This is a genomic window from Ensifer adhaerens (assembly GCF_020035535.1).
Classification (GTDB): domain Bacteria; phylum Pseudomonadota; class Alphaproteobacteria; order Rhizobiales; family Rhizobiaceae; genus Ensifer.
This window is the reverse complement of sequence record NZ_CP083350.1, coordinates 3,039,501-3,052,873: the sequence shown is the minus strand read 5'-3', so window position 1 is coordinate 3,052,873 and position 13,373 is coordinate 3,039,501. Positions and strand designations below refer to the sequence as shown.

The 13,373-nt window shown below is 61.1% G+C and carries 12 protein-coding genes; 11 read left to right on the top strand and 1 reads right to left on the bottom strand.

Annotated elements, in window-relative coordinates; translation table 11 throughout:
* Positions 1 to 140 precede the first annotated feature (140 nt).
* The 4 genes from LAC81_RS33930 to LAC81_RS33915 all read left to right on the top strand — a co-directional run bounded on the left by LAC81_RS33930 (position 141) and on the right by LAC81_RS33915 (position 4,480).
* Positions 141 to 821 (top strand): sugar transferase, encoded by a 681-nt coding sequence (locus LAC81_RS33930; RefSeq protein ID WP_223728961.1) that lies wholly within the window; start codon positions 141 to 143, stop codon positions 819 to 821.
* A 70-nt stretch (positions 822 to 891) separates the two neighbouring features.
* On the top strand, positions 892 to 2,163 hold the full coding sequence (locus tag LAC81_RS33925) for a polysaccharide biosynthesis/export family protein (protein WP_223728960.1): 1,272 nt from the start codon (positions 892 to 894) through the stop codon (positions 2,161 to 2,163).
* 8 nt (positions 2,164 to 2,171) lie between these two features.
* The gene (locus tag LAC81_RS33920) at positions 2,172 to 3,455 is read left to right on the top strand and encodes an O-antigen ligase family protein (protein WP_223728959.1); all 1,284 of its coding nucleotides are present in this window, start codon (positions 2,172 to 2,174) and stop codon (positions 3,453 to 3,455) included.
* A gap of 23 nt (positions 3,456 to 3,478) precedes the next feature.
* Positions 3,479 to 4,480, top strand: a complete 1,002-nt coding sequence (locus tag LAC81_RS33915) for an acyltransferase family protein (RefSeq protein WP_223728958.1) — start codon at positions 3,479 to 3,481, stop codon at positions 4,478 to 4,480.
* A gap of 52 nt (positions 4,481 to 4,532) precedes the next feature.
* Here LAC81_RS33915 and galE read toward each other — a convergent pair whose 3' ends face one another.
* On the bottom strand, positions 4,533 to 5,519 hold the full coding sequence (gene galE / locus LAC81_RS33910) for a UDP-glucose 4-epimerase GalE (protein ID WP_223728957.1): 987 nt from the start codon (positions 5,517 to 5,519) through the stop codon (positions 4,533 to 4,535).
* A gap of 331 nt (positions 5,520 to 5,850) precedes the next feature.
* On the opposite strand from galE, the gene LAC81_RS33905 reads away from it, so the two are divergent.
* From LAC81_RS33905 to LAC81_RS33875, 7 genes are all read left to right on the top strand, one after another.
* Positions 5,851 to 7,488, top strand: a complete 1,638-nt coding sequence (locus LAC81_RS33905) for a TIGR04028 family ABC transporter substrate-binding protein (protein ID WP_223728956.1) — start codon at positions 5,851 to 5,853, stop codon at positions 7,486 to 7,488.
* A gap of 68 nt (positions 7,489 to 7,556) precedes the next feature.
* Entirely contained in the window at positions 7,557 to 8,501 is a 945-nt protein-coding gene (locus tag LAC81_RS33900; RefSeq protein ID WP_223728955.1) for an ABC transporter permease, read from the top strand.
* 41 nt (positions 8,502 to 8,542) lie between these two features.
* A complete protein-coding gene (locus LAC81_RS33895) occupies positions 8,543 to 9,382 on the top strand; it encodes an ABC transporter permease (RefSeq protein WP_223730402.1) in 840 nt (279 codons plus the stop codon).
* The gene (locus tag LAC81_RS33890; RefSeq protein ID WP_223728954.1) at positions 9,379 to 11,010 is read left to right on the top strand and encodes a dipeptide ABC transporter ATP-binding protein; all 1,632 of its coding nucleotides are present in this window, start codon (positions 9,379 to 9,381) and stop codon (positions 11,008 to 11,010) included. The genes LAC81_RS33895 and LAC81_RS33890 overlap by 4 nt, the downstream gene beginning before the upstream one ends.
* A gap of 28 nt (positions 11,011 to 11,038) precedes the next feature.
* Positions 11,039 to 12,085 (top strand): putative FMN-dependent luciferase-like monooxygenase, encoded by a 1,047-nt coding sequence (locus tag LAC81_RS33885; protein ID WP_223728953.1) that lies wholly within the window; start codon positions 11,039 to 11,041, stop codon positions 12,083 to 12,085.
* Between the two features lie 29 nt (positions 12,086 to 12,114).
* Positions 12,115 to 12,732, top strand: coding sequence for a CMD domain protein (locus LAC81_RS33880; protein WP_223728952.1), 618 nt, complete (start codon positions 12,115 to 12,117; stop codon positions 12,730 to 12,732).
* A 22-nt stretch (positions 12,733 to 12,754) separates the two neighbouring features.
* Positions 12,755 to 13,357, top strand: coding sequence for an alkylhydroperoxidase domain protein (locus tag LAC81_RS33875; RefSeq protein WP_223728951.1), 603 nt, complete (start codon positions 12,755 to 12,757; stop codon positions 13,355 to 13,357).
* Positions 13,358 to 13,373 lie beyond the last annotated feature (16 nt).

Below are 13,373 nucleotides of genomic sequence, written 5' to 3'. Positions count from 1 at the left end.
TATTCGTGATTGGGGTGCCGTTTGGGCACCCGCCATTATTTCGCCCTCAAAAGACAAATTCTCACCACACACTCTTTCTTGAATAGGAGTGCGCCCTTTCGAGGGACCGACCATTCGCCAACGTAAATGGAGTTATCTCTATGAAGTCTGCGACTCGATCGGCAAATCCGCCGTTTTTCAGTGCCGCAGAGACTGCGGCGCTCCCGCCTGTGGGTGGTGTTGCCAAGCGTGGCTTCGACATCTTTGCCGCTTCACTGGCGCTCGTCTTTTTGAGCCCGCTCTTCTTGATGCTGGTTGCGCTCGTCAAGTTCTCTGACGGTGGCAGCATTTTCTATGGCCATCGCCGTATCGGTCACAACGGGAAGTCGTTCCGTTGTCTGAAGTTCCGCACCATGCGGGCGGATGGTGACCGGATCTTGCAGGAGTATCTCAAAAACAATCCCACCGCCTATGAGGAGTGGCGCGCATCGCGCAAGCTGCAGGATGACCCCAGGGTCACCGTTGTCGGCAGCGTCTTGCGAAAGCTGAGCCTCGACGAGCTGCCGCAGCTCATCAACATCGTGCGCGGTGAAATGAGCATCGTCGGCCCGCGGCCGGTGGTGCAGGACGAGCTGGAGCTCTACGACCAGGCCGCCGTATACTACCTGCAATCGCGCCCCGGTCTCACCGGCCTTTGGCAGATCAGCGGACGTAACGACGTTTCCTACGCGGCTCGCGTCGCGTTCGATACCCATTATGTCCAGAACTGGTCCATGCTGAGCGACTTCTCCATCGTCGTGAAGACCATTCCAGCCGTTTGCTTCTCGCGCGGCAGCTACTGACGATCCACGCCTTTGCGCCCGCGCGACCAAAAGGTCGATCGCGGGATCGGCGTTTTTAACGGAAGCCCCTATGAAAAAACACGCTCCGTCAGGGAAATCCCGGATTTCCCGCAAGGTGTCTCGTTTCCTTCACCACACGGTCCTGGTAGCCGCAGTGGTCCTCGGCGCCGCTCAAGCCGGCGCCGAGGACTATCAGCTTGGCACCATGGACAAGCTCAAGATTCGCGTCGCCGAGTGGCAGACCGCCGAAGGTGCGGTACGCGACTGGTCGGTTGTCACCGGGGAGTACACGGTCGGACCGTCCGGCGCCGTATCGTTGCCGTTCATCGGCGATCTGCCGGCGGCCGGCAAGACGACCACAGAGGTCGGGGAGGCGATCGGCGAGAAAATGCAGACCCTGTTCGGTCTGCGTGATCGCCCGTCCGCCTCCGTCGAACTCGCACAATATCGCCCGCTTTATCTTTCCGGCGAGGTCGAAAAGCCTGGCGAGTATCCATTCGCACCCAATCTGACGGTACTGAAGGCCATCAGCCTTGGCGGCGGACTGCGTCGATCTGACAGCGGCCAGCGTTTCGCCCGCGACTACATCAACGCCCATGGCGATTCGAGCGTGCAATCGGCTGAACGCAACAGGCTGCTGATCCGGCGCGCCAGGCTTCAGGCCGAGATTGCGGACAAGCAGGGCATCGAGTTGCCGAAGGACCTGCAGGGCGTACCGGGTATCGACAAGCTTCTTGCAAACGAGACGGCTTTGATGAACTCCCGCGACAGGAAGCAGAAGCTGCAATTGAAGTCGCTCGCCGACTTGAAGGCATTGCTGGAAAGCGAAATCCAGTCGCTGGCAAAGAAGTCGGATACGCAGAAGCGTCAGATGGAGCTGGCTGCTGAAGATCGCGAGAAGGTGGAGAGCCTGGCCGAAAAGGGGCTGGCGCTCAGCCAGCGCAAGTTGTCGCTGGAACAACGGGTGGCCGAGCTGCAGTCTGCTTTGCTCGACATCGACACGGCTTCGCTGAAGGCAAAGCAGGATGTCAGCAAGGCGGCGCAGGACGAGACCAACCTTCGCAACGATTGGGACGCGCAATTGGCGCAGGATCTCCAGAACACCGAGGCAGAACTCGACACGCTGCAGATCAAGCTCGGCACCAGCCGCGACCTCATGGCGGAAGCCCTGCTGCAATCGGCAGAAGCGGCTCAGTCGAAGGACAATACGAAAGATGCCGTCATCGCCTATTCGATCATCCGCGAGCGTGACGGCAAGCCGGCCGAGATCGCTGCCGACGAAAACACGCCAGTGTTGCCGGGTGACGTGATCAAGGTTCAAGCGAACCTCGCGACACAGTAGGACCGACCGTGAGGATTGCGAAGTCGAGCTTGATATCGCCTGACAGCAATGGTTCCTATGGCACCGTTGCGATCGCGCTGTCGTTCTTCGTCTTTGCCTATTCCTCGCGTTTCGGGCAGGCATCGATCCTGCTCTATTACGCCCTTTGGCTGCCCCTCGTCCTTGTCGACTACCGTCGCGTGCTCGGCAACTACGGCAGGCGTCTTTGGATCCTGGGCTTTGCAGTCTTTTCCTGCCTGTCAGTCTTCTGGTCGGAGGCGCCTTCGATGACGGCACGCACAGGCATCCAGTATCTGTCGCATGTGGTGTGCGCGCTGATCGCCATGCGTCTGATCGACATCAGAACGCTGACGCGCGGTGCGATCGCAGGGATCGGGATCGTGCTTGTCTATTCCCTGCTTTTCGGCGTCTACCATCTCGATCCGCTTGACGGCACCTACAGCTTCGTCGGCGCTTTCTCGTCGAAAAACCAGCTCGGTTTCTACGCTTCGCTGGGCATCTATTTCGCCTTCATTGCGCCTGTGGCATTAGGCGAGCGACGTACCTGGCTGCTGGCGTCCGGCGCGGTCGGGCTGCTTGCGGCCTATTCGCTGCTGGCGTCGCAATCGGCCACTTCCGTATTGACCACGGCGGTGATCATCGGGCTGTGGCTTGGCATGCGCGTCGTCGGAATGCTCTCTCCCGGCCACCGAAAGGGGCTGTTCCTGGCCGCCGTCATCTGCGGTGCGCTGGTCGCAGTCGCCGGCGTCTATGGCGGCGGCGTCGATCTGGTGCTTGGCCTTTTCGGCAAGGATTCGACGCTGACTGGGCGCACCTATCTGTGGCAGCAGGGTATTGAGGCGGCCATGGCCTCGCCAATGGTGGGTGTGGGCTATCAGGCCTATTGGGTTCAGGGCTTCTCGGAGGCTGAGCGCCTCTGGGAAGAGTTCTACATTTCGACGCGCTCGGGGTTCCATTTCCACAACACCTACATCGAGGCAATCGTCGAAACAGGCGTTATCGGGCTCGTTTTGCTCTCGGGCATCCTGCTGACCACCGTTCTCGGTCACATCAAGCGCCTCCTCACGGAGGATCACGATATCCAGTCCTCGGTCCTCTTTGGCATCACGATGTTGCTGCTGGTGCGGTCTTTCGTGGAGATCGACATCATGAACCCCTACCACGTCGGTTCGTTCCTGCTCTATTTCGCCGCCGGCAAGCTGACCTTGCCGCAAATCCGCCCGAACGCGCGCTCGGCTGAGATCCAAAGGGCGCGGATCGTGCCGCAGGGCGGGGCACAGCTGAGGTATTGATGGATCGGACCAGCGGGGGCTCGATGAGCACAATCTACGGGATCCAGTACCTGCGCGCTGTTGCGGCGCTGGGCGTGGTCGTTTTTCATGCGGCCGAGCGCACTGGCCATCATTTCGCGATCGGCGCAGCCGGCGTCGACATATTCTTTGTCATCAGCGGTTTCATCATGTGGGTGATCAGCGAGCGCCGGCCGATGTCGCCGTTCTCTTTTTTGCGTGACCGCGTTCAAAGGATCGCGCCGGTTTATTGGCTGGCAACCGCAGTGATGGTCGTTGGCGGCCTTGCCGGGCTCTTTCCCAATCTCGTCCTCAGCCCAACGCACGTCGTGGCATCGCTATTGTTCGTACCGATAGCATCTCCGAGCACCGGGGAGGTCTGGCCGGTTCTCGTCCAGGGCTGGACATTGAACTATGAGATGTTCTTCTATGCCGTCTTCGCTTTGACGTTGTTGCTGCCGCGATCGCGACGATTGTTGGCGATCAGCACCTGTTTCGTGCTGCTGGTGGGCTTGGGCTTTGCCATCGACACCGATAATGCGCTGTTTTCGACCTATACCCGGCCGATCATTCTTGAATTCGTGGCCGGCATGATCATTGCCGAACTGTGGCTGCGGGACAGGGTGCAGGGCGGCAATGCCGGCCTGGCGCTCGTCGCGATAGGGGTCTCAGGTTTTGCGGCGCTCGCCGTGTTTCGTCTGCCTTTCGACGAATTCGTGCTTGGGCCTTTGGCCGTCCTGCTTGTCGTCGGCACCCTGGCGCTCGAAAGCCGGGGCTGGTTTCGCCCTCGTAGGTTGCCGACGCTCCTCGGCGATGCGTCCTATTCCATCTATCTCTGGCACACCTTCGCCATATCGGTCGTGGTGAAGGTATGCGCCAGGGCAGGTTTGGATTTAGCGCTGTCGGCATTTCTGGCCGTCTTGTCCAGGACGGCATTGGGCGTCGCGGCCTACGTCCTACTCGAAAAGCCATTGACGCGGCGTCTGCGCCCGCGGATGACGCCTAAGCCATTGCAGCAGGCAGCTTAAATCTTTTGGTGCGGCGCCTGAAACGCCGCACCAATCAGCTATCAGCAGATTGTCAGGCGCCCTGGTTGCGGCGCGAATGCCAGTTCCAGGCGGTGCGGGTGATGTCCGCCAGGTCGTATTGCGGAACCCAGCCGAGAATGTCGCGCGCCTTGTCGTTGTTGGCGACCAGGGTCGTGGAATCGCCTTCGCGGCGCTCGACCAGATCGACATTGAACTCGCGGCCGGAGACATCGGCGATCGCCGTCAAGAGCTCCTTGACGGTCGTGCCCGTACCGGTACCGAGATTGAGCTCGACGCTGTCGCCGCCCGCCAGCAGGTATTCGACGGCGCGCACGTGCGCATCGGCCAGATCAAGGACGTGGATGTAGTCGCGAACGCAGGTTCCGTCGCGGGTATCGTAGTCCGTACCGAAGATCTTGAAGCTCTGGCGGCGGCCAAGTGCAGCGTCGATGGCAAGCGGGATCGCGTGCGTTTCAGGCTCGTGCCATTCGCCGATGCGGCCCTCCGGATCGGCGCCTGCGGCGTTGAAGTAGCGAAGGATCACAGACCGAAGGCCCTTGTACTGGCCATAGTCCTTCAGCGCTTGCTCGCACACCCATTTCGTCCGGCCGTAGGGGTTGATCGGCGCCTGACGGTGCGCTTCGTCGATCGGCACGCTTTCCGGCAGGCCATAGGTGGCGCAGGTCGATGAGAAGACGAAGGCCTCGACGCCTGCGGCGAGCGCGGCAGAAAGAAGCGTCAGGGTGCCGATGACGTTGTTGTCGTAGAAGGATACCGGATCCTTGACCGATTCACCGACCTCAATCATCGCGGCGAAGTGCAGGATGGCGCGCGGCTTGTGGCGGGCGAGCACTTCGTCGAGCCGTTGGCGGTCGCGGATATCACCCTTTTCGAGCACGCCCCATTTGACGAATTCCTCGTGGCCGTTCGAAAGGTTGTCGTAGACGACAGGCTCGAAACCCTTGTTGGCGAGTTCGAGACACGTATGCGAGCCGATGTAGCCGGCACCGCCGACGACGAGGACTTTGTTGCTTTCCATGATGCTTACGATCCTTGGGAGGTTCAGAGAAATTGCCAAGACTTTTCAACGGATGACAACAATGTCGTCATTGCCGCGCGCAATCAAGCACGTGTGCATGTCGGGTATGTGGCGGTGGTTATCAGCGCGTTTCTTTCCACACGTGCGTGGGTTTGGGTCCGTCAAATTTGGTGGGAAAAACACAAGGAGGGACAATTAACTCGCTGGCGGCAGTGCGCTAGATGCTTCTTTCTGCTGGGTCGAAACATATAGCATATTAATTTACTAGATTTAATTGATAACTGCGACGACAGTCGTACCATAGCCTTCTGATTTTCGAAGGAAGGCTCTCATGACGATGAAACTGAAACGGCTTGCGTTCACCCTCGCGACGCTCGCAGCCACTGGCCTGACCCACGTTAGTGCCCGCGCCGAAGGTTCGGAGCCGGTAAAAGGCGGGACGCTGATCTATCTGGAGCAGCAGGCTCACACCAATCTCTATCCCCCGGCAGGCGGCTTCTATCCGAACGGCGGGATCCTCAATCAGATCACCGACAAGCTGACCTATCAAAATCCGAAAACGCTGGAGATCGAGCCATGGATCGCCGAGTCCTGGACGATCAACGCGGATGCGACCGAATACACGTTCAAGATCCGCCCCGGCGTCACCTTTTCCGATGGCACGCCTCTCGACGCGGCAGCTGTCGCCAAGAATTACGACGTTTTTGGTCTCGGCAACAAAGCGTTGAAGCAACCGGTTTCCGAAGTCATCAACAACTATGAGCGCAGCGAGGTCCTCGACCCGCTGACCGTCAAGTTCTATTTCAAGCGTCCGTCGCCGGGCTTCCTGCAAGGAACCTCTGTCATCGGCTCCGGGCTCGTTGCCGCCAGCACGCTCGCGCTACCCTTCGAGGAACTTGGCGATGCGACCAAGATCATCGGCTCCGGTCCCTTCGTGGTCGAGAGCGAAGCGATCGGCAAGGAGCTGCAGCTCAAGGCGCGCGAAGATTACGTTTGGGGTCCGGCGAAACTCGAGCATCAGGGCCGCGCCTATCTCGATGGCATCACCTATATCATCACCGGTGAAGACAGCGTGCGCATCGGCGCGCTGCTCGCAGGGCAGGCGGATTTCATCCGTCAGGTCCAGGCCTATGATGAAAAGCAGGTCGAGGCGCAGGACTACCAGATCTACGCACCATCGACACGCGGCGTGAACAATAGTGTCGTTTTCCGCCCGGACAATCCGCTCGTGGCAGACGTAAAGGTGCGCCAGGCGCTGCTGCACGCAACCGATGCCAAGGAAATCGTCACGACGCTGTTCTCTGCCAACTATCCGCAGGCGACCTCGATCATCGCCTCGTCCGCGCTCGGCTACAAGGATATCTCGGCAAAGCTCGCTTTCGATCCCGAAAAGGCAAAGGCGCTGCTTGATGAGGCGGGCTGGTCCGTCGGTTCCAACGGTCTGCGCCAGAAGGACGGCAAGGAACTTGTGTTGACCGCGTACGAATCCCTGCCGCAGCCGCAGAACAAGGAGACGCTGCAACTCGTCGCCCAGCAATGGGGCAAGGTTGGCGTGAAGCTCAACGTGCTTGCCGGGGATAGCGGCAGCAGGACGGTCGATGATCTCGATCCGCTGAAGACACCGGTTTCGCCGGCGATGGTCGGCCGTGCCGACCCCGATGTGATCAAGAGCCAGTACTATCCGAAGAACCGAGACGTGCTGCGTCAGAAGGGTGGTCTCAGCGACAAGGTCCAGGGCTTCGTCGATGACAAGCTGAACGGCTTGCTCGACGCACTGGCCTCCGAGGCGGATCGTGCCAAGCGCCTCGCCATCGCCGGTGAGATCCAGGACTACGTCGTGGACCAGGCCTATGCGATCCCGATCTTCGAAGAACCGCAGGCCTATGCCGGTGCGCCTTACGTACAGGGCGTTGCCTTCGAGGCTGTCGGGCGCCCGAGCTTCTACAGCACCTGGCTCGCCGAGCATTGATCGACACGCGGCCACCGCGCCTGCGGTGGCCGCCACTCCCCGAAATTCGCATGCAGAGGAATGGATCCATGTCCGCCTATTTGCTTAATCGCGTCGGACAGGCGCTTTTCGTCCTGTGGGCCGCATTCTCGATCTCCTTCGTGTTGCTGCAGGCGATGCCCGGTGACGCGATCCTCATCAAGTTTCAAAATCCCGATCTCGGACTGAGCGCCCAGCAGGTCGCAGAGATCCGTGCGTCCTATGCCGCCGATAGCCCCATACTCGTTCAATACGTGCAGACGATCGGCAAGTTCCTGACCAGCGATTTCGGCTACTCCGTTCAGGCGGGCGTGCCCGTCAGCCGCCTTCTTGCAGCGCATCTGCCGGCAACCTTGAAACTTGCCACCCTTGGCTTTCTCCTTGCTTCCGTGCTGGCAATCCTCATTGCCTTCCTCTCCAGCCTGACGCCCTTCGCCTGGCTTCGCGGTGCACTGCAATCGGTTCCTTCGCTCTTCATCTCGATCCCCACCTTCTGGCTCGGGATCATGCTGATCCAGATCTTCTCCTTTCGCTTGAAGCTCGTTCCGGTCATCAATCCCGGACCCTGGCAGGAGTTGATCCTACCCGTGTTCACGCTCGCGGTACCGATTTCAGCGCCGCTCGCCCAGGTGCTTGTGCGCAACATCGACGAGGTCATGACGCGGCCTTTCGTCGGCGTCGCCCGCGCCAAGGGCGCGAACCGCCAGTGGCTTCTTTGGCGGCATGTGGCAAAGAACGCGCTCCTCCCGACGTTGACCATTGCCGGCGTGCTCTTCGGTGAATTGATCGCCGGGGCCGTAGTGACGGAAACCGTCTTCGGGCTCAACGGCATCGGTGGCCTTACCGAGCGCGCCGTCGGCAGCCAGGACGCTGCTGTCCTCCAGGCCATCGTCGTGCTCTCGGCGCTCGCCTTCGTGATCATCAACCTTGCCGTGGATCTGCTCTACCCAGTGCTTGATCCGCGCCTCAGGACAAAAGTCGGAGCTGCCGCATGACCACTTTCGATACGCTTGACGATGACATCGCTTCGGATGCTATGGGGAGGTCAGATGGGCGACGCTCTCGCACGGTCTTGGCGCTGCGCCGCGTGCCTCCAGGGCTGGCCCTGTCCTGGCTCATACTGGCAACGGTTTTCCTTTGGGCGGTCGCCCCCTCGCTCTTCACTACCTATAATCCGCTCGAGGGTGTGGGCGGGGCGCAGTTGAAGCGGCCGAGTGCAGAGCATCTGCTCGGGACGGATGCTCTTGGGCGCGACCTTTACGCGCGCATCGTCCATGGTGCCGTGCATTCGCTGACGGGCGCCTTCGTTGCCGTTGGCCTCGGCCTGATTGTCGGCACCGGGCTCGGCGTGATCGCCGGTTCCGTCCGCCGACGGCTTGATGACGCGATCATGCGGCTTGTCGACGTCTTCCTGTCGATCCCGCCGTTGCTGCTTTCGCTCAGCATTATCATCCTTCTCGGCTTTGGCACGGTGAATGCGGCGATTGCCGTCGGCGTCACCTCGGTCGCGGGCTTCGCCCGATTGGCGCGGGCCGAAGTCGTTCGCGTAAGGCGCAGCGACTATGTCGAGGCGGCATTTGGCAGCGGCGGTACCTTTGTATCGGTCCTCTGGCGGCACATCCTTCCGAACTCGCTCACGTCCGTCCTCGCCTTCGCATCGCTGCAGTTCGGCTCGGCAGTGCTGCAAATCTCGACACTCGGATTTCTCGGCTATGGCGCGCCGCCACCGACACCCGAATGGGGTCTGCTGATCGCGGAAGGTCGCAATTACATCTCGACGGCCTGGTGGCTGACAACCGCGCCCGGCGTCGTAGTCGTTCTCGTCGTCCTGGCTGCCAACCGTATCAGCCAATCCTTTGGAAAGGCCGCAGCATGACCGTGATTCCTCAGCAGGTACCGCCCGTTCTCGAAGTCGAAGGTTTGTGCATCGCCTATGATGATGGGTCCACGGCTCGTCGCGCCGTTCACGATGTCTCGTTCCGCATCAATCCCGGCGAGGTTATTGCGCTGGTTGGGGAATCGGGCTCCGGCAAGACGACCACGGCGCAGTCGATCATTGGACTGCTTGCAGCGAACGGTCGTCTAGAACGCGGTACCATCAAGCTCAACGGAACCGACATTGCCCGCTGGACCGACCGGCAACTGGAAACGGTGCGTGGCGCCAGGATCAGTCTTGTGCCGCAGGATCCGGGGAACTCTCTCAATCCGGTCAAGACCATTGGCGCGCAAGTCGGCGAAATCTTCCGGATCCACGGTGCGCTACGTCCTGAAGAGATCGACGATCGGGTTATTTCCCTCCTCTCCCGCGTGGGCTTGAGCGAGCCCGCGTTGCGTGCGCGGCAATATCCGCACGAACTGTCGGGTGGCATGCGCCAGCGGGTGTTGATCGCGATTGCCATCGCCCTGAGGCCGCAACTGATTATTGCCGATGAGCCGACGAGTGCGCTCGATGTCACCGTGCAGAGACGCATACTCGACCTGATCGATGAGTTGCGAGCCGAGTATGGCGCTGCCGTCCTATTGGTGACCCACGATCTGGGCGTTGCCGCCGATCGCGCTGACCGGATCGTCGTTCTTCAGAACGGGCGAATTCAGGAACAAGGCGCAGCGAGCGTCGTTCTGGCGGCACCGCGCAGTCCTTACACGCGACAACTGCTTGCCGCTGCACCGTCGTTTGCCGCGCCGGTGTCCAGGCCACCTAAAGTCCGTTCGGGCGTTCAGGACGATATTGTCGTCGTCGACGGTCTTGTTCGCGAATTTGCGGGCGTGGGCAAGAGCCGGTTTCGCGCGGTCGACGGTCTGAGCTTTCGTGTCCGTCGCGGATCGACCCACGCGATCGTCGGCGAGTCTGGCTCGGGAAAGACGACGACCATCAGAAGTATCGTTGGTTTTGACAAGCCGACTGCCGGACGGATCGAGATTGACGGTACCGATCTTTCTGGCCTTACCGGCGAAGACCTCCGGCAATTTCGACGCAAGATCCAGCTCGTCTACCAGAACCCCTACGGATCGCTGGACCCGCGCCAAAGCATCCTGCAGATCGTGGCGGAACCACTGCTTAATTTCCGCCGGCTCAGGCGCGCGGATCGCGAAGAGAAGGCGAGGGCGATCCTCTCCCGCGTCGGCTTGCCCGAAGACGCGTTTTCGCGACGATCGCATGCGCTTTCCGGTGGCCAGCGCCAGAGAGTGGCCATCGCCAGGGCCCTTGTGCTCGATCCTCAGGTGGTGGTGCTGGACGAGGCGGTATCCGCTCTGGACGTAAGCGTCCAGGCGCGCATTCTCGCGCTCCTTCAGGAGCTGCAGAGCGATCTCGGCCTGACCTACCTCTTCGTGTCTCACGACCTCGCCGTCGTGCGCCAGATGTCCGACACCGTCTCCGTCCTGAAGGATGGGCGCCTCGTCGATGGTGGTGCGGTCTCTGAGGTCTTCGAACATCCCAGCAGCGACTACACCCGCGAACTGATCAACGCCATTCCCGGGCAAAAGCGCCGGGCCGCGGCCTGATGCGCTGACATCACAGATAGGACTGACCATGACAGAAACGACCCCACGCAAGCGCCTCGGCTTTTTCACCCGCCTGCTCGACGACGTTCCCGCCGGTACCCGCTATTACTACGCCAAGGAGCAGATTGTGACGGCCGAACGCTTCGGCTTCGATACCGCCTGGGTGGCACAGCATCATTTCCATGCCGATGAGGGTGGCTTGCCGGCGCCTCTGGTCTTTCTCGCGCACGTGGCCGCAGAGACCACGCGCATCCGACTAGGCACAGGCGTCATCACCTTGCCACTCGAAAACCCGATCCGGGTGGCGGAAGATGCAGCGGTTCTCGATTTGCTTTCCGGCGGCCGGCTAGAGGTCGGCTTTGGAACCGGTGGAACGCCCTCATCCTTCACAGCTTTTGGTCTTGAAAGTGCGGAACGTGGCGCAGTCTTCGGTCGACATCTGCAAACGGTACTTGATGCCTGGGCTGGCCGCGCGCTCGCTGGCGGCGACCGTCTCTATCCCGCAGCGCCGCAACTGCTCGATCGCATCTGGCAGGCAACCTTCTCGGTCGCCGGGGGTGAGCGTGCCGGTCGCGCCGGCGACGGCTTGATGCTGTCGCGCACGCAACCGCGACCGCAGGAAAACCCGAACGCCTCGCTGGCGGAACTGCAAAACCCAATCATCGATGCCTATCTGCACGCGCTTCCCCCCGGTCGTGCGCCCCGCATCCTCGGTTCCCGTAGCCTGTTTGTCGCCGATAGCCGGGCCGAAGCGCTGCGCCTGGCGGAGATTGGGTTGAACCGCGGCGCGGAACGCCTGATCGCCGCCGGCCACAAGGTTGCCGGCAACTCCCTTGCAGATCTGATTGCTGCATTCGACGTCCATGTTGGATCGGTGGACGATGTCATTGAAAGCCTCCGCAGCGACGAGACGCTCGAGCGTGTTACCGACCTTGTGTTCCAGGTTCATTCCGTCGATCCGCCGCATCCGTTGATCCTGCGATCGATCGAGTTGATCGCGACCAAGGTCGCGCCGGCGCTTGGCTGGGCGCCGCAAGAGAAGTTCCACGCGCGCCGCTTCGGCGCCGTTGGCTGAAGCTGATAACCCCCCAAAGGAGACCTATCATGACCCAAGCGTCACCAGACATCATCGATCTGCTTGCCGGCATCACGCCGGGATCGAACCTCGACCGCGTTCGCGCTCAGCGACCCGAGACGCGTGAACAGGCACAGCAAAGCTACCTGGCGCTGTTTCAGCCCAAGACCGTCGGCGACGTGTCACTGGTGGAGCGGCAGGCGGTCGCGGGCTTTGTCGCCGGGCTGCACCGTCAGCCCGATATCTATGAATTCTACGTCAATCCGCTGGAGGAAGGTGCTGCGGGCCGCTGGCTTGTCGAGATACTGAAAGCCGAAATTGGGGCAGGACAAGCGGTTGGGCCATATGGCAATTTCCCTGAGGGGCCACTGAGGGTCGAGAACAAGGCAGGTCTGCTCTACCGTGTCTCGGAGGCAAACCGTGACGTGCTCGGCGGCAAGCTCTCAGCCGCGTTTGAACATGCACATCTGCTGGTTTTCCGTCCGCGCGAGGCCAGCCCGCAAGCGTTGCAGGTGCTGCTCGATGCCGGCTGGACGACCGATGGCATCGTCACGCTGTCGCAACTCGTATCGTTTGTCGCGTTCCAGATCCGGGTGATCGCCGGGCTCGGCCTGCTTTCCGCCGCATCGAAGCGCGCCGCCGCATAAGCCACCGAAAGGAACCGCGACAATGACTGAACTTGCCATTATCCCCAGCGTGGAAAATTCTCCGGTGACCTTCACGCAGGCCGAGATCGGCTGGACACCGTGGCTCCAGCCCTTGCCGGAGGACGATCTGACCGAGCGACATCTCCAAGGGCTTGTCGAGGCGGCGCGTGCCAAGTCTCCCTATTTTCGTCTGCTGGTGCGCGATCCGGAGGTCCTGGAAGCCCGCACGAAGACGGACAAGGACATCTTCTACAATACCCGCACGGGCTTGCCGCGGGCCGAGCGCGAGCTAGCGGCCACGGCCGCCTCGCGCTCCAACGGCTGCATCTTCTGCGCCTCCGTCCATTCGCGCTTCGCGTCTCACCATTCGAAACGTGGCGACGACGTGCAGAAGCTGCTGGATGAAGGTGTCGGCGCCGATCTTGGCGAACGCTGGAACGCCATTGTTGCCGCTTCCGTCGCACTGACTGCGACGCCGCTCGCCTTCGGCGAAGAGCATGTCGCTCGGCTGGCTGCGGCCGGACTAGATGAACTAGAAATCGCCGATGTGATCCATGGCGCCGCCTTCTTCAACTGGGCTAACCGTCTGATGCTTTCACTGGGCGAGCCGACGCCAGCCAATTGACCAACTCCTGATCCGG

Bases quoted from the DNA above. Each gene is read 5' to 3' on its own strand.
- LAC81_RS33890 (WP_223728954.1), top strand. From the start codon at position 9,379: ATGACCGTGATTCCTCAGCAGGTACCGCCCGTTCTCGAAGTCGAAGGT.
- galE (WP_223728957.1), bottom strand. From the start codon at position 5,519: ATGGAAAGCAACAAAGTCCTCGTCGTCGGCGGTGCCGGCTACATCGGC.
- LAC81_RS33915 (WP_223728958.1), top strand. From the start codon at position 3,479: ATGAGCACAATCTACGGGATCCAGTACCTGCGCGCTGTTGCGGCGCTG.
- LAC81_RS33895 (WP_223730402.1), top strand. From the start codon at position 8,543: ATGGGGAGGTCAGATGGGCGACGCTCTCGCACGGTCTTGGCGCTGCGC.
- LAC81_RS33880 (WP_223728952.1), top strand. From the start codon at position 12,115: ATGACCCAAGCGTCACCAGACATCATCGATCTGCTTGCCGGCATCACG.
- LAC81_RS33930 (WP_223728961.1), top strand. From the start codon at position 141: ATGAAGTCTGCGACTCGATCGGCAAATCCGCCGTTTTTCAGTGCCGCA.
- LAC81_RS33885 (WP_223728953.1), top strand. From the start codon at position 11,039: ATGACAGAAACGACCCCACGCAAGCGCCTCGGCTTTTTCACCCGCCTG.
- LAC81_RS33925 (WP_223728960.1), top strand. From the start codon at position 892: ATGAAAAAACACGCTCCGTCAGGGAAATCCCGGATTTCCCGCAAGGTG.
- LAC81_RS33900 (WP_223728955.1), top strand. From the start codon at position 7,557: ATGTCCGCCTATTTGCTTAATCGCGTCGGACAGGCGCTTTTCGTCCTG.
- LAC81_RS33875 (WP_223728951.1), top strand. From the start codon at position 12,755: ATGACTGAACTTGCCATTATCCCCAGCGTGGAAAATTCTCCGGTGACC.
- LAC81_RS33905 (WP_223728956.1), top strand. From the start codon at position 5,851: ATGACGATGAAACTGAAACGGCTTGCGTTCACCCTCGCGACGCTCGCA.